This window comes from Natrinema gelatinilyticum (assembly GCF_024266705.1).
GTDB classification, from domain to species: Archaea; Halobacteriota; Halobacteria; order Halobacteriales; family Natrialbaceae; genus Natrinema; species Natrinema gelatinilyticum.
In genome coordinates, this window is sequence record NZ_CP100756.1 from 1,587,890 (window position 1) to 1,609,851 (window position 21,962).

Consider the following 21,962-nt stretch of genomic DNA (forward strand, 5'->3'; position numbering starts at 1 on the left):
CGGTCGAGTAGCTGTTCGGGGTTCGTTTGTCGCGGATCTAGGTTCGTCTCGTCGGAAGCTGACTTGAGGCCCCTCGCTTTTTTCGCATCGGCTAGCAACCACAGGAGCATGGAGACGATCAGTTTCGGTACCGACGGCTGGCGGGCGACGCTCGAGGAGTTTACGACCCCACGAGTTCGGATGGTGGGACAAGCGGTCGCGACGTATCTCGCCGACGAGGACGTCGCGGGGCCGGTCGCAATCGGGTACGACGCCCGCGAAACGTCGCGGAGGTTCGCCGAGGAGCTAACGCGTGTGTTGTGCGCGAACGGTGTCGACGTGGTGCTTTCAGACCGGGACCGGCCAACGCCGCTGATCGCCCACGCTATCGTCGACCGCGATCTCGCCGGCGGACTGGTGATTACCGCGTCACACAATCCGCCCGAGTACAACGGCGTCAAATTCATTCCCCACGATGGCGCACCGGCGCTTCCCACCGTCACCGACGCCATCGCCGAGCGCCTCGCCGAGCCCCAGCCGCTCCCCGAAGACGAGCACGGGACCGCTCGGGAGGTAGACTTCGCCGAGTCACACGCCGACGCCGCCCTCGACCTCGTCGAGGAAATCACCGGCAGCGCCGACCTCTCGGGGCTGACCGTCGCTTACGATGCCATGCACGGTAGCGGTCGCGGGACCACCGATATCGTGCTCGAGCGCGCCGGTGCTTCCGTGCAATGCCTGCGCTGTGAACGCGACCCGGACTTCGGTGGCGGCTCCCCCGAACCGGCGGCCGAGAATCTCGCCGCGCTGATCGCGACGGTCACGGACGATGACGACGTGGACCTCGGAATCGCGAACGACGGCGACGCCGACCGCATCGCCATCGTCACGCCCGAACGCGGCTACCTCGACGAGAATCTGTTCTTCGCCGCGCTCTACGACTACCTGCTCGAGGACGACTCGGGCGCGGCCGTCCGATCCGTCTCGACCACCTACCTGATCGACCGGGTCGCCGAGGCTCACAGCGAGACCGTCCACGAGGTACCGGTCGGGTTCAAATGGGTCGCCGAAGCGATGGCCGAGCGCGACGCGCTGATCGGCGGCGAAGAATCGGGTGGCTTCACCGTTCGAGGCCACGTTCGCGAAAAAGACGGCGTCCTGATGGCGCTACTCGCCGGTGCGATGCACGTCGAGGAACCGCTGGACGGGCGCGTCGACAGACTGCTCGAGGCCCACGGCACCGTCGTTCAGGCCAAGAGCAGCGTGGACTGTCCCGACGACGTGAAACCGCGGGTGCTGTCGGACCTCCAGGACGAGATTCCCGAGTCCGTGGCTGGAACGGCGGTGGAGGATGTAAACACCGCCGACGGGTTCAAACTCCTGCTGGCCGACGGCTCGTGGCTGCTCGTTCGTCCCAGCGGAACCGAGCCCGTGCTGCGGGTCTATGCCGAGGCGTCCGACGAAGAACGGGTTCAGGAACTGCTCGAGACAGGTCGGGAATTGCTCGAGCCGCTCGTTTGAACGGCCGAGTCGACCGTTCTCCGTCACTCGACCCGTTCTGCCGGAACGCCGGCGACCGTCGCGCCAGGGGCGACGTCCCGCGTAACGACAGAGCCGGCACCGACGGCCGCCCCCTCGCCGATCGTGATGTCGCCCAGCAGCGTCGCGTTGGCACCCAGGTGTGCGCCGTCTTCGACCGTCGGATGGCGCTTGACTGGTTCGTTCGTGTCGCCGCCGAGGGTAACGCCGTGGTACATGTGGACGTCGTCGCCGATTTCCGCCGTCTCACCGATGACGACACCCATCCCGTGATCGATCGTCACTCGCCGTCCGATCTCGGCCGCCGGGTGGATCTCCACGCCCGTCAGTAGACGCACGACGTGGGAAATCAACCGCGCGAACAGCCGAGCGCCACCGCCGGCGTTCCAGCACCGGTGAGCGAGGCGGTGGGCCCAGACCGCGTGCAGACCCGGGTAACAACACACTACCTCGAGCCACCCCTTCGCGGCAGGGTCGCGCTCGCACATCGCCCGCACGTCCTCTCTGATGCGCCTAAGCATCGTCCCAATCGCCGTCGGCCGCCTCTGCGAAGCAGGCGTCGCGATGGCCGTGACGGTCGCAGCGGTCGCGTGGGAGCCACGGTTCCCCGGTCGACCGACGACACCAGCTCACGGTGCGACGAGAACGGTTCCTGTCGAAACACGCGACTGAGCCGCTGCGTACCATAGCCGAACGTAGCAGTGGAACTGGGTAAAACGATTCGTTCCAACGCTTCCCTGCTCACTTACCCCGAACCAACCGCGTTCCGATTCGATCGGGCAGTCCGGCCTCGTCGACGGCCGCCTGAACCGCCTCTATGTCGTACTCGACACGACGGGTTTCGACGGTCATGGCCTCGAGATCGACGACCGCGTAGCCCGCTCGCGGATCCCCATCGCGAGGCTGGCCGACGCTCCCCGGATTGACGACGATGCCGTCGGCGAACCGCTCGACCCCCTGCACGTGAGTGTGACCGAGCACCAGCACGTCCTCGTCGCCCAGCAGTCTGGACGAGAAGTCCCGCGGATACGTGTATCGAGTGTAGCGCTCGGGATCGTCCGGATGGCCGTGGACGAGTTTCACCCGCCCGTCGCACTCGAGGCGTTCGGTCGGCAGCGAGGCAACCCACTCGAGTTGCTCGTCCGAAAGGCACGTTTTGGCGTGTTCGACGCCGGCGCGGGCCATTCCGTTGAATCGGAAGGCGGCTCCCTCGACGACCGCGGCGTCGTGGTTCCCCATCACCGTCGGGACGTCCCACTCTCGGAGTGCGTCGACGCAGTCGGCCGGCCACGGGTTGTAGCCGACTACGTCGCCCGCACAAAGCACCTCTTCGACCGGGGGCATCTCCTCGAGAACGGCCTCGAGAGCGACCCTGTTGCCGTGGACGTCCGAAATGAGCCCGACCTTCATACTCGAGCATAATCGCCGGAAGGGATTTGTAGGTTATCCGTGACAGTTCTTGGGGCGCCCGTCGGACAGCGCACAGTCTGACCTGTCCGGCGACCGGCGGCGCCGATTAGCCGTTCGCCGCTTCCAAGCGCCGGCCTCTTCGTCGATCGGGTCACGCCGTTCACGATCGACGAAACCGAACACGAGGGCATGTTCGCGGGCTCCATGCGAGGGACGGGCCGTTCATACGCCACGGAACACGACGAGTTCGACACGGAAACGGTACAGGCTTGGGGTGAGGACCTCCGCGAACGCGACCGGACCGGAGAGATGCTGTTCAGTCAGGCGTTTCTGTACCTCGTACCGAAACCAGCGTAGCGATCCTCCAGAAATGTGTCTCGGGCCGTCTCGCCTTCGAACAGAACGCTGCGTCGATCAGGCCCCGTTCTCGAGGGCCATTTCGAATCCGTCGTCGGTTCGGGCGACGCCGGCCGCACAGACCGCGTGCTCGAACTCGAGGCCGTACGCCTCGCTCGCGGCCGTGTCTGCGCTTCCCACCTCGAAGTCGATTGCTTCCGGAGCGTTCTTCTCGTAGGTCGCGACCAGTGTCGGCTCATCGACGGTCTCGACGAGCAGGGCGTCGTTTCGAACGGTTCCGATCAGCGCCCTGCCGTCGTCACTGATCGTCGCCGCGATCCGGGGCGTATCGTAGTCGTCCTTCTCGTAATCCAGCGCCAACAGACTCCCCGCCAAGGCATCGCGTGCGGGGTAACCCAACTGGAGTTTCTCCGCGATTGGATCGACGTGCGAGCCGTTCCCGAACGCGACCGTCTCGCCCGTCGGCGTCTCGACTACCCGCAGGCAGTTGTACGAAACGTACGGGTTGTCCGTTGTCGGCGCGTCGTCCGTGGGACCCACGGTGAGCACTTCGTCTCGAGCGGTGATTTCGCGGTTCGGGAACGACCGCGACGACACGCGGTACGCCCCGAAATCGGGACCGACGACGACGAATCGTCCGATGTACATACTCGAGGATGTGTGAGAGAAGGGAAAAGGGGTATCGGTTCGCGCTCGAACGCCTGTCTTCGTTGGGGTCGTCCGAGACTTCATATGCCAGTGGGCGGCCAACGAGGGCGTGACGACGGACGACGAGTGCCTCGAGGCCGCCGAGCGACTGGGCGAATCGCCGACGAAAGCGCAGTACGAAGAATTGGGGATGAGGCCTGCTTCTGCAACTATCATTCGAACATGCGGGGGATGGAACGATGTGAAAGAGATGGCTGGACTCGAAACCTCGTATTCGAGAGGACCTCGAGTCGATTCGAAACCGGATACCGTCGAACTTCCGGCTGGAACGTCGTGGGACGAACTTTCGGTCGATCAACGGTGGCATTATCGAAACGTAGAGTGGAATACGAAACGGACGTTGCGACGCCGCTCTCGTCTTCGTTCCTGAATCAACGATCAAAAGCGAAGCCAAGGCTGTTCATAGTGTGGCATCGATACTGCACCGTGTCTGGACTTTCATCACGTGGACGAATCGACGAAGAAAATGGCAGTCGGACGAATGGTAACATTTGGCTACGGGAAGGATGCACTTCGGACTGAGATAGCGAAGTGTGTGGTGTTGTGTGCCAACTGTCACCGGAGGTATCATTCTACGCCACCGAACCAGGACTGCCGTCGATGGGTTTCCGAACGAAAACGGGCCACAGGGTGCCAACGGTGTGAAGAGACTGACTCTGCGTGTTTGGACTTCCATCATGTAGATGAGAAAAAGAACGCGACTGTTGCAGAACTCCTCTCGAACGACCGATCAAAAGCGCGTATTCGAACCGAAATAGAGCTGTGTCGCGTACTCTGTGCGAACTGCCATCGCAAACTACACACTGACTCACCAACGGGTTGATCGATATCCGAATCAGGTCGTCGGATTTGGCCCCGTCGCGGTTCCGTTTCCCGCGCGAGTTCGTAACACTCTAATACGGACGTGGTCTATGAGTTGGTACGTCGTCGGTAATCGAAACCGGCGAATTAATGTCTAGTCCATTAGGGTAGCGGCCAATCCTTCGAGCTTCTGGGGCTCGAGACGCTGGTTCGAATCCAGCATGGACTACTTCTCTTTCATTTCATCTCGAGCACAGTAACCGACGCAGTCACCCGTTTTCCAGTCGAAATGAGGGGGTAAGTAGTGGCAATCGAGTCACCAGAAACCATATCTTTCTCTCGTCAGTACACACTGAACATGAACCGACGGACGTTCCTCGCCGCGAGTGGGACGGGTATACTCGGCGGGGTTGCTGGTTGTCTTGACGGGAATTCAACCGGCAATGATTCTGACGGATACGGTCCAGAACCGGAGACGGAACCCGATGAGCGATCGATCGACACCAGTTCCTACGAGACGCAGACGTTCGAGGGTGTCGAGGTCCCGCTCGCGCCTATCGACGATATTTTTTACTGGTACCAGCGCCAGGAAGCGCGAGTAGTGGACGCACGCGGGTCCGCCCAGTACAAAAAAGCGCACATCGCCGGTGCACCGCTCAGTACGGCTCCCGATGGCGTTTCGGACGATCCCGTTTCGGACTGGTCGAAAGACGATCGCATCGTCACGTACTGTGGCTGTCCCCACCACCTCTCTGGCCTGCGTGCAGCGTCGCTGATCGATAACGGCTACGAAGAAGTCTATGCACTCGACGAAGGGTTCGGTGCGTGGATCGATTCCGGCTATCCCCTCGAAGGGTCGGAGGTCTCGGCCGATCGGGCGACGTACGAGATCCGCGGTCAGTCCGATCCCGCCTACACCGGCGAGATGGTCATGCTAGAGCAAGTCGACGCGGACCGTCTCGAAGCAGCGCCGATCGACGACGATGGCTCGTACACCCTGCAACTCCACTTCGACGGATCGACGGACTCCCGATTCAGGGTAAAGGCCCCCGATTATACGGTCGAGGGAACGCTCGAGGAACTGACGAGCAGTACTCTCACGGCCTGATTTCTCACGGATCGGTGCGCTCGTAGGCACCCGCACGCTCTAGTCCGCCCCGTTTTCGAAGTACGCTGGGCGTTCGACAGATCCCCGGTGCGCCGGTCACTTGCGGGACCGTACAGTTGTTGCAGCTTTCGCAAACGACGCGCGGATTGCTCGCGACTCGAGCGTCGGCCCCGTCCTCGGACCTCGGCTCCGACATCGATCCGGTGTCTGGCTCGAGCAAACGCGCCCCCAGCCGTGGTTCTGCGTAGAACGGTCGGGCCATGCCGACCATGTCGCAGGCCGGTCCATCGTCGGTCGCGCCGACAGCGCTGCTGGCGTCGTGCCCGTCGCTCGAGCCCAGCAGTCGGTCCATCTCCGCCCGCTCGCGGACCCCTCCCTCGGCGAGGACGGGGATCGACACCCGTTCGCGAACCCGCCGGCAGAACGTCTCGTTCCACGCGGACTCGAAATCGTACTGCAGCGACTGAATTCGGTTCGCCAGCGCGACGAGTCGTCTGCGAGTCGAGTCGCCGAACGCCGCGTCGTACTTCTCACGCAGCGCTTCGTTGTCCCACGCTCGCTCGGGGTACGCCCCGCGGACGATGCTCATGTCCCAGACGACCGATGTCTGGACTGGCACCACCGCGTCGTAGCCGATCCGCTCGAGTCGGCGGGCGATCTCGACCCCGTCGGTGAGCGAGAGCTTCCGTCGGACGACGGGCGCGGGCGGTGCCGGCGTTTCTGCCGGGACCTTGGTTATGAGCGGGACATCGCCCGCCCGGTTGCGAACCTCGTCGTGAACGACTGCGAGGAACTCGAGGCGGGCCTCGGGCGAGCCGCCGAACTCATCGTCCCGTCGGTTGTAAAACGGCGACAGGAACTGCTGGATGATCCCCATGTTCGCCCCCGCGAGGTGAACGCCGTCGTAGCCAGCATCGACGGCCCAGGCCGCCGAGCGGCCGAAATCGGCGGCCAGGTCGTACACCTCCGCGGTCGTGAGGACGTGCGGGTCGTATTCGAGAAATCCCAACCGGTCGAACAATCGGAGCTGTCGGGGCGGCCTGGAAACGGCGAGTTGTTCGAGACCGGGATGTTCGTCCCGGTACTCGGCGTGCCAGGTCTCCATGCTCCTGAGGCCGCCGTGTTCGAGCTGGATGAAAATTCGGCTCCCGTGGGCGTGAATTCGGTCGGTCAGCTGCGAAAGGCGTGCGACGAAATTTGGGTCGTGGACGCGGGTCATTCCCGGTGCGGCACAGCCACCGTCGCCGCGGACGATCGTCGCACCCTGACAAACGAGTCCGACCCCCGATTCCGCTGCGGGCTCGAGATCGTCGATCAGCGTTTCGACCGCGTCAGGACCGGTACCCGCACACTCGAGCAGCGGTGCCCGATAGAGCCGATTCGGAACCTCCACGTCGCCGATCTCGATGGGATCCTCGAGCGTGGTCATAGCGGACGTTCGTTGCGGTCGCACAAGAGCGTGCTGTGGACTTGTTGCTCGAGTGGCCATCGATAACCCAGCCCTCGACCGGCGCGGTTCACTTTTCGACTTCGAGCAGGGCAACTCGCTCCCGAACGAGCGCCGACAGCCCTGCGTCGGTGGCCGCCCGTTCGGCGTCGGTGATTTCGAAGAAGGCATATAACGTTTCGACGTCCGGTGACTCGAGAGTCGCATCGCGTTCGACGAACGCGTCCGTCCGTTCGATCTCCTCAAGGGCGGCCGCTTCGCCGCCGTCGGAAACCGCTTCATCCTCGCCGGCCGCCGCTCCCTCGCCGCCGGTCGATTCCGAATCGACGAGGACGACCGCACGGGTGTCGCCGTCGCTGACGCCCATCTCGAGTGCCTGGTCGATCTGCCGGCGACCGGCGGCGTACAGCAGGATCTCGACGGCGCGATCCCGTGCGACGTTCTCACCGCGCTCGATGGCGCGGTCTGCGAGTTCCACGGCCCGTTCGAGGTGGCGTCGATCCGCGACGTAGCGGGCATCGAACGCCTGGACCGTCACGTCGTGGCGGTCACCGACCTCGCCGAGAGTCGCCACGAACGAGTCCAGATCGTCGATCGCGAGGCGACACTCGAGCGTCCGCACTAGAAATCACCCAGACTCGACTGGCCGTCGTCCGCTTCGGTTGGCTTCGGGTCGGTCGGATCGCCGTCGTTCGAACGATCGCTCGAACCCCCCGTCGCACGGCCGGTTCGCCCGCCCGTCGACGTCGGAGTGACGCCGTCCATCGACGGATCCTCGCGGCCGGCGTTCTCGAGGATGGTCTCGGCTGTTTTCTCGCCTTTGAGCGCGTCGAGGACGACGCCTTTGTCCGCGGTCCGGAGATCGGACGGCGTCTCGATCCCGCGTTCGTAGAGGCTTCTGGCGCGCTTGCGGCCGATGCCGCCAACCGAGACGAGTTCGAGGAGTTCTTCGCCGACGCCGTGTTCGACGCGGGCGCGGGCCTCCCGGACCGCGACGGTCCACTCACTGTCGATTTCGGCGGCCAGCGACTCGGCCGCACCGAGCAGCCACTCTGCAGTGTCGACCTTCCCGCGCAGGTCGCCCGGGCCGATCTTGTACCGGTCAGTCAGTCGTTCTTCGTCCGTTTCGTCGGCCCAGTCCTCGAGTAATTTGCCGGTCTTGAGCGCGGCGAGCCAGTCCTCGAAGCGGTCCTCCTCGAACTCGCTCGGCGCGTCACCCAGAAGTTCGGCCTCGCGCTCGTAGTACAGTTCGCCGAATGTCTCGTCCTCGCCCGACCGCAAGTAGAGTTCGTACATGTCCGGCGTCCGCGAGACGAGCTGATAGAGACCCAGCGCCGTCGGCCGTTCGTCGGCGCGCTCGAGACCGTGGACGATCTCGGCCGCGCTCATCGGATCGAGGTAGAGTCGCGAGACGGTGTGGCCAAGGCTGGTCGCTTCGAGTGACTCGTCTTGGCTGCTTCGGTCGGCGAGATCGTCGGCCGAGGTAAACGCGCCGACGTCGTTCCCTCCCTCTGTGCCGTCGTCACCACCACCGTCGCCGCCGTCGCGTTCGATGAAATCGTTCGACTCGAGATACGCTAGAACCGTATCGGTCACCGTCTCGAGCCTGCCGGCTTCGGTCGATTGACTTGCGTACAGCGTCGCCTCGAGGAACTCGAGGAGCCCGTTTCGCGTCCGAGCGAACCCGGAGGCGATCGTCGCGAGGACGTGGGTTCGCAACGCGGGCTCGGCCGCAAGCTTCGACCGGACCGGTTCTGGATCGGCCCAGACGTACCGATCGAACAGTTCGTCGCTCTCATCGTGGCTTTTGGCGAGCAAGACGGCCTCGCCGTAGGGGTCAAGACCCGGACGACCGGCTCGTCCCATCATCTGGTGGACCTCGAGAACGTCGAGCGGGGTCATTCCGCCGGCGCTCGGGTCGAAGCGCCGCCAGTCGCGGACGATCACGCGGCGGGCGGGCGTATTGACGCCCGCTGCGAGCGTCGGCGTGGCCGAGATAACCTTCAGGAGGCGGTCACGGAAGGCGTCTTCGACGAGACTCCGTTGTGTGCTCGAGAGGCCTGCATGGTGGAAGGCCGCACCGCGCTCGACGCAGCCGGCCAGATCTGCGCTCGTCTCGGTGTCGCTGTCCGCTCGGATTTTGTCGGCCAGCTCGGCCAATTCGGTTCGTTCATCGGCCGATAGCTCGGGTCTCGAGACCGCACCCAACCGTCTCGCTGCGGCCTCGGCGTTTCGACGTGAGTTGACGAAGACGAGCGACGAGCCGCCTTCCGTCAGGATGTCGCGGACGAGTGCGGCCTCCTGCGTTTCCGAGCCGTCGACTGGCACCTCGCGTGTCGAGCCGTCGTCGAAGTTCAGGGCGTTCCCATAGTGGACACCCATCTGCAGGTCGATCGGCCGCCAGTCGGTCTCGACGAGCGCGGCGTCCAGCCAGTCGGCGATCTCGTCGGCATTTCCGACCGTCGCCGAAAGTGCGACGACCTGAAGCTGGGGGGACAGCCGGCGGAGTTTCGCGAGCGTTACCTCGAGCGTCGGACCCCGATTCCGATCGTCGATGAGGTGAACCTCGTCGCTGACGACGCAGGTGAGGTCGGAGAGCCAGTCTGCGCCGTTGCGCACCAGCGAATCGACCTTCTCGCTGGTCGCGACGATGATGTCTTTCGTCGCGAGCCAATCGCTGGTACTCTCGTAGTTGCCAGTCGTCACCCCGACAGTGACGCCGAACGCTTCGTATGCCTCGAAGTCGTCTTTTTTTTCGCTGGCGAGCGCTCGCAGAGGGACGATGTACAGCGCTTTCCCGCCGCGTTCGATCGCCGATAGCATCGACAGTGCGGCGATCATCGTCTTTCCGCTCGCAGTGGGGACGGCGGCGACAAGGCTTTCGCCCTCCGTCGAACCGGCCTCGACGGCGTCGGCCTGTGGCGGGTACAGTTCCTCGATCCCCTCGCGTCGGAAATGGTCGATGGCGCCGGCCGGGAGCCCCGAGAGCTCCTCGATGTTCATTACCCGTCGTTGGTGCGTCCGGTGGTTTAAACTGTCGTCTCTCGAGTCCCGTGCAGTGTCCGGTCGTCCGTTCGACTGGCGCCGGAACGACTCCGCGTTAGATCGATACCCGTGGCCGTCGAACGTTGTCCTATGCCCGATCGCGTCCTGGTTCCGGAACTCGGCCGTCCGCGAGCAGACGAGGCGCTGTCGTACGCCCTCGAGACGTTTCCTGACGCCGAAATAACCCTGTTGACTGTCGTGACGCCGCTGGACGCTCCGCTCAGCGAAGGCGGTGTCCTCGAGCGAGGCGACGAACGGACCGCACAGGCCAGATCCCGCGCGAACGAGTTGCTGGAGTCGGTCGCCGATTCTGCGGCGGCGGATCGCGTTCGGTTCGAGGTGATCGAGGGACGCCCCGGCTCCGTCGTTCCCCGGTACGCCGCTGACGAGGGGATCGACCACGTGGTGATGGTCGGCTCCGGCGCCGGCATCGACGGGTTCCTCAGACGGTTTCTCGGCCGCGGTATCGCAGCAACTGTCGTCGAACGGACGACGCGGCCGGTGACTGTCCTCGAGTGAGGTCCGTGCCCGCTCGGTCAGCCGATGACGGTCGTGAACAGCTGATACAGGCCATAGCCGACGACGACGGAGCTCATGAGCGTGAGTAGCCAGAAGCCGATCGTGACGGCGATCTTTCGTCGCGAAACGCCGGCGGAACCGCCCGCGAGCCCGCCGCCGATGACCCCCGAAAGGACGATGTTGTTGAGCGAAATTGGGATCCCGAGCGCGATAGCCAACTGCGCGACGATGAATCCTGGAACGAGGGCGGCGATCGACCGACGGACACCGAGTTGTGCGTACTCGCGCGAGGTCGCCTGCAACAGCCGCGGCGCGCCCATCCAGGCACCGGCGAGAATGCCCGCGGCACCGATCGCTAATAGCGCGATTCCTGGCAGCCCGAGTTCGACGCGGAAGAGATTCTCGAGGGGGCCCGTCGCGAGTCCGACCTGCGAGCCGCCCGACGAGAATGCGACGATACCGCCGAGGACGAGCAGGAATACGCGGATTCCGTCCTCAGCTGAGACGAGGACGCGCTGACGTATCCAGTAGAACGAGAGCGCGCCGACGCCGATCGTCGCGAGAATCGTTCCGAGGTCGGCACCCGCGACGAGCGTCGGTCCGCCGCCGAGCTGACGCCCGACGAACCTCGCGAGGCTCCCCTGCTCGGCAGTCGGATCCGGGATCACGCCGAGCTGGACGTTCGCGACGATCGCGCCGACGATTCCGGCCAGCAGCGGGACCGCGATCGGCTCGGGGATGTCCTCGCGCCGCAGCGCGACCGCCGTCACGTAGGCCAGCCCGCCGGACATGATCGGAACGAGCAGCCAGAAGGTGCCGAGCCGTTGGTAGGTGGCCATCGCCGGATCACCGCCGAGCGACAGCCCGACGCCGACCATAGCGCCCGTCGTTGCGAATGCTGCAGGAATCGGATATCGCGTGTAAATTCCGACCGCCATAAACGTTGCCGCTGTCAGCAGGCCCGCAGTAGCTGCCAGTGGTGTAATCGCGACGCCGTCGATGAGCGCCGCGCCGACCGTTTCGGAGATGCTCCCTCCTTGCATGAGCGCACCGGCGGCCGCGAGCAGCCCGATGACGAACGCAGCACGCATCGTCGATATCGCGTTCGCGCCGATCGCCGGTGCGAACGGTGGCGAGTTGCTGTTCGCTCCGAGCACCCACGCCATGAACAGACACGTGAGGATAGCGGTCCCGACGAGTATCGTAAAGGAGAGTACAACCATTCCGTCTCTCGTCTCGTTCCGTTCGCCGACCGACTGGAAAAGCGTTCCCTCGGCATTGATTCGCTGGTCGCACGCTTTCGATAGAGTGACAGAGGTCGCAGGTCTCGACTCGCGTCCCGGTGACCGCTAACGATTTACGGGGATCGATCTAACCCTCGCCTATGAGGGTCGAATACGACGAGGATACCTGTATCGGGATGTTTCAATGCGTCGCCGAGTGGGACGCCTTCGAGAAGGATAAATCGAAAGGGAAGGCAGTTCTCGAGGGCGGCGAGGAGGTTGAGGACGGAGTCTTTGTTCGCGAGGTGCCCGAAGACGCGGAACTCGACGCGAAATTCGCCGCCCGGTCCTGTCCCGTCGACGCGATCACGATTTACAACGACGACGGCGAACAGTTGATCCCCTGACTAGGAGCGGTCTCAGTTGGCGGTCGAAAAGGGCTGTTTCACCGTTTCCTGGCGGCGCATCGACGAGAGCGCTCACGTCTCACACCGAAGGGACAGACGGGGCCTCAGCCGACCGCTCGCTCCCCGTCTTTTCAGTAGGTCATCGGATATCGTGGCAAGAGAGCCGGTCGCGACGGCCTCGGCGCGGTTACGAGATCTTGTCGTACTGCTCCGAGAGCTTCTCGGCGGCTTCGCCGAGCTGATTCCGCTCGAACTCGGTGAGATTCCACTCGACGATCTCTTCGACGCCATTGGAGCCGAGCTTGACCGGCACACCGAACGCGGTGTCCCTGTGGCCGAACTCGCCCTCGAGTTTGACGCTGCCAGGGAGAACCTCGCCGGTGTCGCGAAGGATGGCCTCGACCATGTGGCCGACGCCGGTAGCCGGGCCCCACTCTGTGGCACCTTTCTTCTCGATGACGTTCATCGCGGAGGTCTGGAGTTCGGAGAGCAGTCCTTCTTTTTCGTCCTCGTCGAACTCGAGGTCCCGGCCGTCGACGCGGACCTTCGAGAAGACGGGAACCTGAGCGTCGCCGTGTTCGCCGAGGATGGTCGCGTCGACGTTTTGGACGGGTGCGTCGAAGCGCTGTGAGATGACGTAGCGGAACCGGGCCGAGTCGAGCCGGCCGCCGAAGCCGATCACTTGCTCGCGTGGCCGGTCACCGGCCTCGTAGAGGTGGCGGTTCAGCAGGTCAACGGGGTTCGACGTGGTAACGGTGATGAAGTCGTCGTTGTACTCTGCGAGCGAGGAGCCGATGTCCTCCATGATCGGCGCGTTGTCGCCCGCCAGATCGATCCGCGTCTGGCCTGGCTGGCGCGGAATGCCTGCCGTGATGACGACGATGTCCGATCCCTCGGTGTCCTCGTAGCCGCCCTGTCGGATCGTCGTGTTCGAATCGTAGGCTGCGCCGTGGTTGGCGTCGGCGGCCTGGCCGATCGTGTCGTCTTCCTTGTCGGGGATGTCAACGAAGACGAGTTCGTCCGCGATGTCCCGAAGCGCGATGTTGTAGCCTGCTGCGGCCCCGACCGTCCCAGCCGCGCCGACTACGCTAACTTTCGTCATACCACGTAAACCTCCACTTGCCCGCGCGTTAAATCCGTCGAAACCCGCCGCTTCGAACGATTTGACGATATATGTATCGACACCTGTCGAACGCAGTCGCACACTACATCACACCGATTCCTCACCGCGTGGGGTAATCGTCTCGAGATCCGAACCTGCGTGATTCACCTCGAGACCGGACGATATCCGAACCGAGCAACGTACAGTACTCCGTCCCCGTCACACGGGTATGCGAGTGAGCGTTATCGGCGGCGGATCGATTACCGACGCACAGGCGAATCAAGCGGAGGCAGTCGGTCGGGAACTCGCCGACCACGGTCACACGGTAGTCTGTGGCGGCCGCGGCGGCACGATGGAAGCGGTCTGTCGCGGTGCAAAGGCCGAAGGCGGGACGACGATCGGTATCCTTCCTGATGTGAACCGCGACGACGCGAACGAGTACGTCGACATCCCTATCGTAACCGGACTCGGCCACGCCAGAAACGCGCTCGTCCCGATGAACGGTGATGCCGTCATCGCGCCCACTGGCGGCGTCGGGACGCTCTCCGAGATCGGCTTCGCCGGAATCTACGATCGACCCACCGTCGGACTCGATACCCACGACGTCTCAGCTCTCGAAATCGACCTCGAGATCGTCGCGACCCCGGCTGAAGCGGTTGTCGCCGTCGAAACGGCCCGCGATGAGATCCCGAATTCGTAGCGGTTCGGTGCGTGTCGTTTGTCGCAGCTTTTTCGACGCTTCGGTCCATCTAGACGGACATGAGCGACTTCGACAAGGAAGCCGAACGTGAAAAACTTCGGAAGAAGTACGAACGAGACAAAGAAGAACGAAAGGCCACGCAACGGATGAGCGACCTGTTGCTCAAGGGTGCGACGATGACCAACGCCCACTGTGGGACCTGCGGCGACCCGCTCTTCGAGCAGGACGGCATCACGTTCTGTCCGAGTTGTCACGGTAATCCGGACGCCGTTCGGGGAACGGAACTCGACGCCCAGTCGGCCGAGACACACAGGACCGAGGAACGATCGACCGACGATGAGAGCGTCGACCAGGCCGTCGAATCCGACCAGTCCGAGGTGATGACAGAGCCCACAACGCCGACCGCCGCTGGCGATACCGGGTCGGCTACCTCCCGGAACGACGCCGCGACCGACACCAGCGCTGTGGCGACCGAACCGACCGCAGAAAAACGGACACGGAGTGACGAGCACGCTCGAGAACGCGAACCCGAGACGACCCCGTCACCGAACGACCAACTTCCCCGACCGACGCCGTCGGGTCGACACGGTCCGTCGACTTCCTCAGCGATCGACGGCGACCTCGAGGTTGCCCACGACGCACTCGTTCGCACACTCGAGAAGTTCGCCCGGGAGGCTGCTGCGACGGACGATCCCAGGTACGCGAGGGAGTGTCTCGAGGCGGCTCGTGAGGCGAGCGAAACGTTGGTGACGTTGCGCTGATGGGACCCGCAATGGTGACGACAGCTGTCCCTCGTCGGTCGCCCCGCTGATCAGTTTTGCAAGAGGGTGGGTTCTTTGCCCCACATCTATCGTGATAGTCAATCCGTATAATAGACATTTTAGAATCAGTAAAATTATATGAGTTCGTATGAAACACCACTTGACGGACCGCGGTGTTGGGGAAGAACGAAAACGCGACCGACTCGCCAGAAGGGTGCCTTGATCGGTGGGTTCCCGCACCACGTCGTGCGGGTACTGCTTCCGTTTGCCCTCTGTAGCTGTTGGCTCTGACACGGCGGTAACTCGACTTACAAACTCACGAGGAACGTAACGATGGCACTTGGATACATGGTGATGCTCACGATTATCGCCGTTTGCATCGGACTCGTTGGAACCAGCACGATCTGTCTCGATCGAACCGCAATCCGTCGGACGGCCGCCGAACTCGACGACCGCCTCCTCGAGATCGCACCGTATCTCGGTGTTACGGCGCTGTTTTTCTTAGCCAAACGGGCGACACACGGACTCAGCCTCCGGATTTCCGAATCTATCGGCTGGGACATCACCGCCGAGATATACGCCATCGAAGGGGAGTTCGTCACGGTTCTTCAGAACGTCATCCCCGAAGCGACGATAGAATTCTTCTCGGTGATGTATATGTTCGGATTCCCGTTCCTGCTGGTGACCGCACCGATCCTCTACTTTGCGTTGCCGACCCAGCGCCACCTCAAGGAACTGCTCATCGCGTACGTGTTGAACTACCTGGTCGGCTCGATTTGCTACACGTTGTTCATCGTCTATGGCCCTCGCAACCACCTCTCGTCCGTCTCTGGGCTGATGTACGACTTCTATCCGCAAACGCAGACCATGACGGCAGCCGTTTCGGCGAACACGAACGTGTTCCCCTCGTTGCACGCGTCGCTGGCGGTCGTCGTCCTGCTGTTTGCATGGCGGTCACGCGACGAGTATCCCCGATGGTTCCTGATTTCGGCGTTCGTCGTCTCGGGCGTCGTCCTCTCGACGATGTATCTGGGAATTCACTGGTTGATCGATATCATAGCGGGTATCGCACTCGCCGTGTTCAGCATCTACGCCGCGGAGCGACTCGTCGAACGTGCCGAGGGTGGTCTCGGCCCGCTTTCTGCATCCGACAAGAGCGAGGATGGCATAACGACGGATACAGACCTCAACGACTGATCACTGTCCGAACGGACTCACGAAAAACGAGCATCGTCCACCATCGACCACGACCGCCGAGCTAGCTCGAATAGTCGCTTCCGATGACTTCTCGGATCCGCTCTGCGGTCACCGACCCGACGCCGTCTGCCTCCTGTAACTCGTCTTCGGTCGCGATCATCACGTCCTCGACTGTGCCGAACGCTTCGAGCAGCGACCTAGCCGTGACGGGGCCGATTTCGGCGATGGAGGCCACGACGTACTCCTGCTGTTCGGACAGGGTCTTGCTGCCCTTCTCGCCGTGGACTGATACCTCTCGGTCGGCGGTCGTCTGTTCGCGCCCGGCGATCACCGCGAGCAGTTCGGTGGTATCGGTTTCGCCCTCGGTTCGCAGGACGCTCACGCCGAAGTCGACGGCGAGACTCGAGAGCGCTCCCCGGACCGCATTCGGGTGTACGTCCCGCTGCTCGTATAGCCCGTCACCCTCGACGACGATGATCGGCCGCGAGTAGTGGCGGGCCATCGCGCCGGCCTGCTCGAAGACCGACCGGTCACCACCAACCAGCGAATCCACGAAATCCCCGACGGACTTACGTTCGACGATCACTCGATCCGACAAGACGTAGTCGCCGACGTCGAGCGTCTCGAGGCGCACCTCGATTTCGTCGCGTCGAGAGAGGTCTCGGGCGATGTTCGCGTCCATCTCGCGCTGGTCGGCGACGACCTCGACAGTCTCGCCCTCGGCGTGTGGCTCGTGGGTTTCGACGGACTCCTCGTCTGGCCTCTCCGCAGCGTCGGCCCGGTCGGCGAATTCCTGTAGTCCCGGCTGTTCTCGACCCCCTTCGTTTCCACTGGAAAAACCGCCGACAGCATCGGGGTCGGCGCGCTTTTCGACGGCTTCTGACTCAGTGGGTGCTCCGTCGGCGACCCCCGTTGCCATGTGTTCCTCGTCGCCCTCGAAATCCGAAAGCGATTGCTGGGAGTCGTCGAGTTCGCTCTCGAGGTCGGTAGCCATTCCCTTCAGTTCGCGTAGCTCCGACTCCATCTCCTTTTCGCGCCGCCTCGAGATCCAGAAGTAGGCCTCGTCGCGGGTGTCCTCGGCCATGAGGACGACGACCCGCCCCTCGGACTGGCGACCGGTTCGCCCCTTCCGCTGGATCGAACGGATGGCGGTCGGAACGGGCTCGTAAAAGAGAACCAGGTCGACTTCCGGAACGTCGAGCCCTTCCTCGGCGACCGACGTCGAAACCAGCACTTCGAACTCGCCTGCCCGGAACTCGTCTAGAACTTCCTGTTGTTGCTTCTGGGTCATTCCGTCCGAACCCTCGCGGTCGCCCTGTCCGACGAACCGCTTCGCGTCGAAGCTCTCCCCGAGAAAGTCCGTCAGGGCCTCGGCAGTATCGCGAGACTCGGTGAAGACGATGACGCGTTCGCCACCTTCGAGTCCCAGGGTTTCGGCGAGCAACATACGGGCCTTGCGGTACTTGGGGTGGATCTCGTCGAACCGTTCGGCCTTCCGCATCGCCTCGCGAACGCCCGGGTCCGAAATCATTCGCTGGCTCGCTTTCGACGCCCCAGACGAGCGAGCCTGGTTTCGCTGGCGCTCGAAGTACCGACGGAGCGCCTCAACGCTCTGGGTTTCGACCAGCGTGACGGCCTGGCGGAGCTTCATCACCTCCGCGTGGACTGACATCCCCTCGAACCCCTTCGATTGATCGTTGTTGATCAACTGCTGCAGTTCAGCTCGCATCCGATTCAAGTCCTTCTGTGACTGGTCGGGCTGCGTCGAGCGCGCGATTCCGAGTTCCTTGAGTTTCTCGAGGCGATCCGTGATGACCTCGTTCAGCGCGTCCCGTATCTCGAGGACTTCGTCCGGGAGGTCGATCCGCTCCCATTCGACGTCGGTATCGTGAGTGAACTCGTCCACGTCGGCGTCTTCTTCGGTCATCACTTCGACCTCCCGGAGGCCGAGGTTCTCACAGACGTCGAGGATCGCCTCTTCGTCGCCGCCGGGTGACGCCGACATGCCGGTTACGAGCGGATCGTGGGCGTCGGCGTGGTACCGCTCTGCGATGTAGTTGTACGCGTAGTCGCCGGTTGCGCGGTGGCACTCGTCGAAGGTGGCGTGGGTGACGTCGGCAAGCGAGATGCGCGACCCGACGAGGTCGTTTTCGATCACCTGCGGCGTCGCCATCACGACCGTGGCCGTCTCCCATATCGCGGCCCGGTCGTCGGGGCTGACGTCGCCAGTAAAGACGACGACCTCGTCGTCGGGAATGCGAAGAGCCTCCCGGTAGAAATCTGCGTGCTGCTGGACGAGGGGTTTCGTCGGTGCGAGCATCAGCGATTTCCCGCCGACCTCCTCGAGCCTGCGCGCCGTGACCAGCAGACTGACCGTCGTCTTCCCGAGGCCGGTCGGGAGACAGACGAGCGTGTGGTGGTTCGCGGCCGTGCCCGCGAGTTTTAGCTGGTACAGTCGGCGCTCGAGGAAGTCGGGCTGGAGGAGCGGATGGTCGATTGATGGCGGTCCCTCGTCCTGTGCTGCCATTGCCGGCGATTCGGTTCGGCCGTGGATAAGCGTTGAGAAAGCGGGGTGGAAGTGAACGGGTGGTCGGGACTGCTGTCCGCCGACGGTCCGCGTATCGATTCAGGACAGCGAACCATCGGCGAGCGAATTGATCTGGTGTGAGCCGCGGCGGTGAGACGCCCTCGGCCTTCCACCGACGGGAGGTCCGTCGATCGGACTGTTTCATTCTGTAAATTGTCATATCGGTTATGGAAACGCATCCCGCAGGACACCGTCCTCGACCTCTCTATGGGCGCTTTATTACCTTTTTATGTGGTTGTAGGAAAAATAAGGAAATGTACCAACCAGATAGTAATAACCATTACCGCGAACGACGACGGTATGACAGATTGGCATCGCCGTTCGGTACTAGCGACCGGCGTAGCGCTTTCGGTCGGGAGTGGGCTCGCATCGACTGGGGTAGGGGAGCCCGGTTCTGCGGGAGACGGGGTCGACAATCTTCCAGACTCAACATTGAAGCCTAATCCAGGGATGGACGAAGACTGGCCGTCGTACGCCGGGAACGCCGGCCATTCCAGATACATCAAAGACGGATACGAATTCGACGGTGACGCGCTCGAGGTGGCCTGGTCCGTCGATTACAGTGGTTCGGTCGCCATCAGCGACGAGACCGTATATCTGGGGACTGTGGCGCTCGACGCAACCGACGGCTCTGTGGTGTGGGAGAACACCGACGTCGACGCGTGGAACCCCTCCGTCGTCGGCGACACCGTTTACCTCCGCGGCGAGCAGGTAGTCGCGCTCGACCGATCGGACGGCAGCGTCCGCTGGGAGAGCGACTTCGATACTGACGGATCCATAACCGATCACACGGTGGCATACGACGCCGTCTTCGTCGTCGTCGACGGGACGCTGTACGCTCTCGAGGCGACCGACGGATCGGTTCGGTGGTCTATCGAATCGGTCACGGTCGAATCGCCCGACCACAAGGATGCAGACGAATACGAGTTTGTCACGTCCGCCGCCGCGGCGAACGGTGTGATCTACGCCGGAACGCCGGGAGCTGCCCTCGCCGTAGAGCCCGAGTCCGGGGACGAAGTCTGGCGGAACGCACTGGACTTCATGCCCACGGGAATGCGGGCTCAAGCGACGTCGACGGGGGCCGTTCTCGGCAGATATTCCTCGGCCGAGGCGGGTATCATGGACGCGCAAACGGGCAACGCACTCACACTCGGGGTCTCGGCGGGTGTCGACATCGCGCTCGGCGAATCGGTCTTCGTCAGCGGGGACGATTACATGTTCTCCGGTCTCTCGCTCGACAAGCCGTTTGATCAGCTCTGGGAAAAATCCCTTCTCCATACCGGTGCCAGGCCCGTTATCAGCGGCGAGACCGTGTACGTCTATTTCCCCGATGACACGCGCCCGGACGGAACGGAGCCATACGCGAACTACAGTGACGCACTCGTGGCCCTGAACAAACGCGACGGGACCGAAAAGTGGTCACTGTCGGCCGATGATACTTCAGTCGGAACGATTCAGGCCATCAGCGGCGAGACCATCTACGTCAATCGTGACCGCAAACTCATCGCGCTTCGAGCGCCGGCAGACAGATCCGACGATAGCGATGGAGACGGTGACGAAGGGGACCGAGACGACGGCGATGGCAACGCGGGGAACGGAAGCGAGGGCGGTGGCTCGAGTGACGGAGGCAGTAGTAGCGGCGAAACGTCCGGTGGCGGAGGCGACGACGGTGGGTCCGGAAATACCGGTGACGGGAGCGACACGGGGAACGAGCCATCCGGCTCCGAGACCGACACCGACGGCGGTTCCAATGGTCAGGACGGCTCCGATTCCGGATCGTCCGACACCGAGGACGCGTCAAGTGCCGACAACGTGCCGGGCTTTACGACCGGTGCGGGGATCGTCGGGGGCGCCCTCGGTCTCGAGTGGCTGCGCCGGCGGACCGGCGCGGAAGACGCAGAAGAGTACCGATGACGAACTGAGATATCATCGGGAGTCCCTCGCTCCGGTGGATGGATCGAATCGGTGGTTAGCTGTAATTGAGGACGCTAACCCCACCTTCTTGTTCACGGCGACGCCGTTCGCATGGTCAGCGGGACCGACGGTCCCGCACTATCCGCAGCGAGCGAAGCGAGCAGGGAAGGGAGACAACGCCCGTACGTCTTGTTTTCGTGTGAATCGGCACCCTTATTATACCTTCGGTCGAAGGTAAGAATAAGATGCTCACCACGCTTCCGGCGGTGTTCAAACGCGACAACAAGCGTGCATCGTCGATTGTGGCCGAGTGTCGATTCGGTAGGAGCGGGACACTCCGAACCGCCCGTAACGGGAAGTCGCCTGCGGAGTCTGGAACCGTCCGCAGAACGCCAACGGCGTTCTGACGGGCCGCACGAGACGCTCCGCGTCTTGTGGACGCTGTGGGATCTGTTCCTGCACGTTCCGACACAGAAACAGGACGCTCCGTCCGCACCAAGCGAGGGCCGGGGAGGCCCGAGCGCGGGAGGGCGGAGTAGTTCACCACCCGACCGTCTTCTAGCTGACCGACACGTTACTCCCACTTGGACCGACACGCCGCTGTCGTCTGTGAGCTATAAATCCGCGCGCGGCCTAGACCTTGTATGGACACTCGAGTGAGAACTCGCCGACTCCCGGACGTGGAGTCGGTCCTCGTCGCGGTCGGGTTCGTCCTTCTGGTGAACGTCGTCGGTGGGCTCCCGGGAATTCTCTCGGACCCCGACAGCGCCTGGTTCAGGAGTCTCGCAAAGCCCTGGTTCTACCCGCCGACGATCGCGTTCCCGGTCGTCTGGACGACGCTGTTCACGCTCCTCGGCCTCGCGCTGTGGCTCGTCTGGCGCAGCGACGCCGACGGTCGCGGCCTCGCGCTGGGCCTGTTCGCCCTTCAGATGCTCTTCAACGTCGTCTGGACGCCCGCGTTCTTCACGTTCGAGGCGTTGTTGCTCGCCTTCGGAATTATCGTCGTCCTCTGGGTGCTCATCGCCGCCACGATTCTCGCGTTCCGACGCGTCGATCGGCGCGCGGCGGCGTTTCTCGTCCCGTACATCGTGTGGGTAACCTTCGCAGCCGTCCTCAACTTCGAACTCTGGCGGTTGAACACGTAGTATGCCGCCCTCG

20 protein-coding genes, 1 tRNA gene and 1 pseudogene are annotated in these 21,962 nt (G+C 63.3%); 13 read left to right on the top strand and 9 right to left on the bottom strand.

The window, feature by feature from the left end:
• Positions 1-108: 108 nt before the first annotated feature.
• Positions 109-1,500: a phosphoglucomutase/phosphomannomutase family protein gene (locus tag NJU76_RS07780; RefSeq protein ID WP_254532196.1), complete on the top strand. Its 1,392-nt coding sequence runs from the start codon at positions 109-111 to the stop codon at positions 1,498-1,500.
• A 23-nt stretch (positions 1,501-1,523) separates the two neighbouring features.
• Here NJU76_RS07780 and cysE read toward each other — a convergent pair whose 3' ends face one another.
• Positions 1,524-2,039 carry a serine O-acetyltransferase gene (cysE, locus tag NJU76_RS07785; protein ID WP_254532197.1) on the bottom strand — a complete coding sequence of 172 codons (516 nt, stop codon included), beginning with the start codon at positions 2,037-2,039 and terminating at the stop codon, positions 1,524-1,526.
• Between cysE and NJU76_RS07790 the strand changes: the two genes are divergently transcribed.
• Positions 2,026-2,190 (top strand): hypothetical protein, encoded by a 165-nt coding sequence (locus tag NJU76_RS07790; RefSeq protein WP_254532198.1) that lies wholly within the window; start codon positions 2,026-2,028, stop codon positions 2,188-2,190. The two genes, cysE and NJU76_RS07790, sit on opposite strands and share 14 nt — an antisense overlap.
• 69 nt (positions 2,191-2,259) lie before the next feature.
• Here the strand turns inward: NJU76_RS07790 and NJU76_RS07795 are convergent, their stop codons facing one another.
• Positions 2,260-2,928, bottom strand: coding sequence for a metallophosphoesterase family protein (locus tag NJU76_RS07795; RefSeq protein WP_254532199.1), 669 nt, complete (start codon positions 2,926-2,928; stop codon positions 2,260-2,262).
• Between the two features lie 189 nt (positions 2,929-3,117).
• On the opposite strand from NJU76_RS07795, the gene NJU76_RS07800 reads away from it, so the two are divergent.
• A complete protein-coding gene (locus tag NJU76_RS07800) occupies positions 3,118-3,285 on the top strand; it encodes a hypothetical protein (protein ID WP_254532200.1) in 168 nt (55 codons plus the stop codon).
• Positions 3,286-3,342: 57 nt separating this feature from the next.
• Here the strand turns inward: NJU76_RS07800 and NJU76_RS07805 are convergent, their stop codons facing one another.
• Positions 3,343-3,933 carry an IMP cyclohydrolase gene (locus NJU76_RS07805; RefSeq protein ID WP_254532201.1) on the bottom strand — a complete coding sequence of 197 codons (591 nt, stop codon included), beginning with the start codon at positions 3,931-3,933 and terminating at the stop codon, positions 3,343-3,345.
• 109 nt (positions 3,934-4,042) lie between these two features.
• On the opposite strand from NJU76_RS07805, the pseudogene NJU76_RS07810 reads away from it, so the two are divergent.
• The 3 genes and pseudogenes from NJU76_RS07810 to NJU76_RS07820 all read left to right on the top strand — a co-directional run bounded on the left by NJU76_RS07810 (position 4,043) and on the right by NJU76_RS07820 (position 5,902).
• Positions 4,043-4,816 (top strand): annotated as a pseudogene (locus NJU76_RS07810) (homing endonuclease associated repeat-containing protein).
• 134 nt (positions 4,817-4,950) lie between these two features.
• Positions 4,951-5,023, top strand: a tRNA-Gln gene (locus tag NJU76_RS07815).
• A gap of 129 nt (positions 5,024-5,152) precedes the next feature.
• Positions 5,153-5,902, top strand: a complete 750-nt coding sequence (locus NJU76_RS07820; RefSeq protein WP_254532202.1) for a rhodanese-like domain-containing protein — start codon at positions 5,153-5,155, stop codon at positions 5,900-5,902.
• 4 nt (positions 5,903-5,906) lie between these two features.
• On the opposite strand, the gene NJU76_RS07825 is transcribed toward NJU76_RS07820, so the two are convergent.
• The 3 genes from NJU76_RS07825 to NJU76_RS07835 form a co-directional block, all read right to left on the bottom strand.
• A complete protein-coding gene (locus NJU76_RS07825; RefSeq protein WP_254532203.1) occupies positions 5,907-7,331 on the bottom strand; it encodes an oxidoreductase in 1,425 nt (474 codons plus the stop codon).
• An 88-nt stretch (positions 7,332-7,419) separates the two neighbouring features.
• Positions 7,420-7,971: a KEOPS complex subunit Cgi121 gene (gene cgi121, locus NJU76_RS07830; RefSeq protein WP_254532204.1), complete on the bottom strand. Its 552-nt coding sequence runs from the start codon at positions 7,969-7,971 to the stop codon at positions 7,420-7,422.
• Entirely contained in the window at positions 7,971-10,352 is a 2,382-nt protein-coding gene (locus NJU76_RS07835) for an ATP-dependent DNA helicase (RefSeq protein ID WP_254532205.1), read from the bottom strand. The genes cgi121 and NJU76_RS07835 overlap by 1 nt, the downstream gene beginning before the upstream one ends.
• Before the next feature lie 132 nt (positions 10,353-10,484).
• On the opposite strand from NJU76_RS07835, the gene NJU76_RS07840 reads away from it, so the two are divergent.
• Entirely contained in the window at positions 10,485-10,913 is a 429-nt protein-coding gene (locus NJU76_RS07840) for a universal stress protein (protein ID WP_254532206.1), read from the top strand.
• Positions 10,914-10,930: 17 nt separating this feature from the next.
• On the opposite strand, the gene NJU76_RS07845 is transcribed toward NJU76_RS07840, so the two are convergent.
• Entirely contained in the window at positions 10,931-12,136 is a 1,206-nt protein-coding gene (locus tag NJU76_RS07845; protein ID WP_254532207.1) for an inorganic phosphate transporter, read from the bottom strand.
• Between the two features lie 161 nt (positions 12,137-12,297).
• On the opposite strand from NJU76_RS07845, the gene NJU76_RS07850 reads away from it, so the two are divergent.
• Positions 12,298-12,543 (top strand): ferredoxin, encoded by a 246-nt coding sequence (locus tag NJU76_RS07850; protein ID WP_254532208.1) that lies wholly within the window; start codon positions 12,298-12,300, stop codon positions 12,541-12,543.
• A 187-nt stretch (positions 12,544-12,730) separates the two neighbouring features.
• Here NJU76_RS07850 and mdh read toward each other — a convergent pair whose 3' ends face one another.
• Entirely contained in the window at positions 12,731-13,645 is a 915-nt protein-coding gene (gene mdh / locus NJU76_RS07855; protein WP_254532209.1) for a malate dehydrogenase, read from the bottom strand.
• 229 nt (positions 13,646-13,874) lie between these two features.
• Here mdh and NJU76_RS07860 point away from each other — a divergent pair, with 229 nt between their 5' ends.
• The 3 genes from NJU76_RS07860 to NJU76_RS07870 all read left to right on the top strand — a co-directional run bounded on the left by NJU76_RS07860 (position 13,875) and on the right by NJU76_RS07870 (position 16,303).
• A complete protein-coding gene (locus NJU76_RS07860; protein WP_254532210.1) occupies positions 13,875-14,345 on the top strand; it encodes a TIGR00725 family protein in 471 nt (156 codons plus the stop codon).
• Positions 14,346-14,404: 59 nt separating this feature from the next.
• Positions 14,405-15,106, top strand: a complete 702-nt coding sequence (locus NJU76_RS07865) for an Sjogren's syndrome/scleroderma autoantigen 1 family protein (RefSeq protein ID WP_254532211.1) — start codon at positions 14,405-14,407, stop codon at positions 15,104-15,106.
• 333 nt (positions 15,107-15,439) lie between these two features.
• The gene (locus NJU76_RS07870) at positions 15,440-16,303 is read left to right on the top strand and encodes a phosphatase PAP2 family protein (RefSeq protein WP_254532212.1); all 864 of its coding nucleotides are present in this window, start codon (positions 15,440-15,442) and stop codon (positions 16,301-16,303) included.
• Positions 16,304-16,364: 61 nt separating this feature from the next.
• Here NJU76_RS07870 and NJU76_RS07875 read toward each other — a convergent pair whose 3' ends face one another.
• Positions 16,365-18,830, bottom strand: a complete 2,466-nt coding sequence (locus NJU76_RS07875; protein ID WP_254532213.1) for a DEAD/DEAH box helicase — start codon at positions 18,828-18,830, stop codon at positions 16,365-16,367.
• Positions 18,831-19,340: 510 nt separating this feature from the next.
• Between NJU76_RS07875 and NJU76_RS07880 the strand changes: the two genes are divergently transcribed.
• Positions 19,341-20,804: a PQQ-binding-like beta-propeller repeat protein gene (locus NJU76_RS07880; protein ID WP_254532214.1), complete on the top strand. Its 1,464-nt coding sequence runs from the start codon at positions 19,341-19,343 to the stop codon at positions 20,802-20,804.
• Positions 20,805-21,448: 644 nt separating this feature from the next.
• A complete protein-coding gene (locus NJU76_RS07885; protein ID WP_254532215.1) occupies positions 21,449-21,949 on the top strand; it encodes a TspO/MBR family protein in 501 nt (166 codons plus the stop codon).
• The last annotated feature ends 13 nt before the right edge of the window (positions 21,950-21,962 follow it).

Bases quoted from the DNA above. Each gene is read 5' to 3' on its own strand.
- NJU76_RS07875 (WP_254532213.1), bottom strand. From the start codon at position 18,830: ATGGCAGCACAGGACGAGGGACCGCCATCAATCGACCATCCGCTCCTC.
- NJU76_RS07795 (WP_254532199.1), bottom strand. From the start codon at position 2,928: ATGAAGGTCGGGCTCATTTCGGACGTCCACGGCAACAGGGTCGCTCTC.
- NJU76_RS07780 (WP_254532196.1), top strand. From the start codon at position 109: ATGGAGACGATCAGTTTCGGTACCGACGGCTGGCGGGCGACGCTCGAG.
- NJU76_RS07870 (WP_254532212.1), top strand. From the start codon at position 15,440: ATGGCACTTGGATACATGGTGATGCTCACGATTATCGCCGTTTGCATC.
- NJU76_RS07850 (WP_254532208.1), top strand. From the start codon at position 12,298: ATGAGGGTCGAATACGACGAGGATACCTGTATCGGGATGTTTCAATGC.
- NJU76_RS07865 (WP_254532211.1), top strand. From the start codon at position 14,405: ATGAGCGACTTCGACAAGGAAGCCGAACGTGAAAAACTTCGGAAGAAG.
- NJU76_RS07800 (WP_254532200.1), top strand. From the start codon at position 3,118: ATGTTCGCGGGCTCCATGCGAGGGACGGGCCGTTCATACGCCACGGAA.
- NJU76_RS07820 (WP_254532202.1), top strand. From the start codon at position 5,153: ATGAACCGACGGACGTTCCTCGCCGCGAGTGGGACGGGTATACTCGGC.
- NJU76_RS07835 (WP_254532205.1), bottom strand. From the start codon at position 10,352: ATGAACATCGAGGAGCTCTCGGGGCTCCCGGCCGGCGCCATCGACCAT.
- mdh (WP_254532209.1), bottom strand. From the start codon at position 13,645: ATGACGAAAGTTAGCGTAGTCGGCGCGGCTGGGACGGTCGGGGCCGCA.
- NJU76_RS07790 (WP_254532198.1), top strand. From the start codon at position 2,026: ATGCGCCTAAGCATCGTCCCAATCGCCGTCGGCCGCCTCTGCGAAGCA.
- NJU76_RS07885 (WP_254532215.1), top strand. From the start codon at position 21,449: ATGGACACTCGAGTGAGAACTCGCCGACTCCCGGACGTGGAGTCGGTC.
- NJU76_RS07805 (WP_254532201.1), bottom strand. From the start codon at position 3,933: ATGTACATCGGACGATTCGTCGTCGTCGGTCCCGATTTCGGGGCGTAC.
- NJU76_RS07860 (WP_254532210.1), top strand. From the start codon at position 13,875: ATGCGAGTGAGCGTTATCGGCGGCGGATCGATTACCGACGCACAGGCG.
- NJU76_RS07880 (WP_254532214.1), top strand. From the start codon at position 19,341: ATGGACGAAGACTGGCCGTCGTACGCCGGGAACGCCGGCCATTCCAGA.
- NJU76_RS07845 (WP_254532207.1), bottom strand. From the start codon at position 12,136: ATGGTTGTACTCTCCTTTACGATACTCGTCGGGACCGCTATCCTCACG.
- NJU76_RS07840 (WP_254532206.1), top strand. From the start codon at position 10,485: ATGCCCGATCGCGTCCTGGTTCCGGAACTCGGCCGTCCGCGAGCAGAC.
- cysE (WP_254532197.1), bottom strand. From the start codon at position 2,039: ATGCTTAGGCGCATCAGAGAGGACGTGCGGGCGATGTGCGAGCGCGAC.
- NJU76_RS07825 (WP_254532203.1), bottom strand. From the start codon at position 7,331: ATGACCACGCTCGAGGATCCCATCGAGATCGGCGACGTGGAGGTTCCG.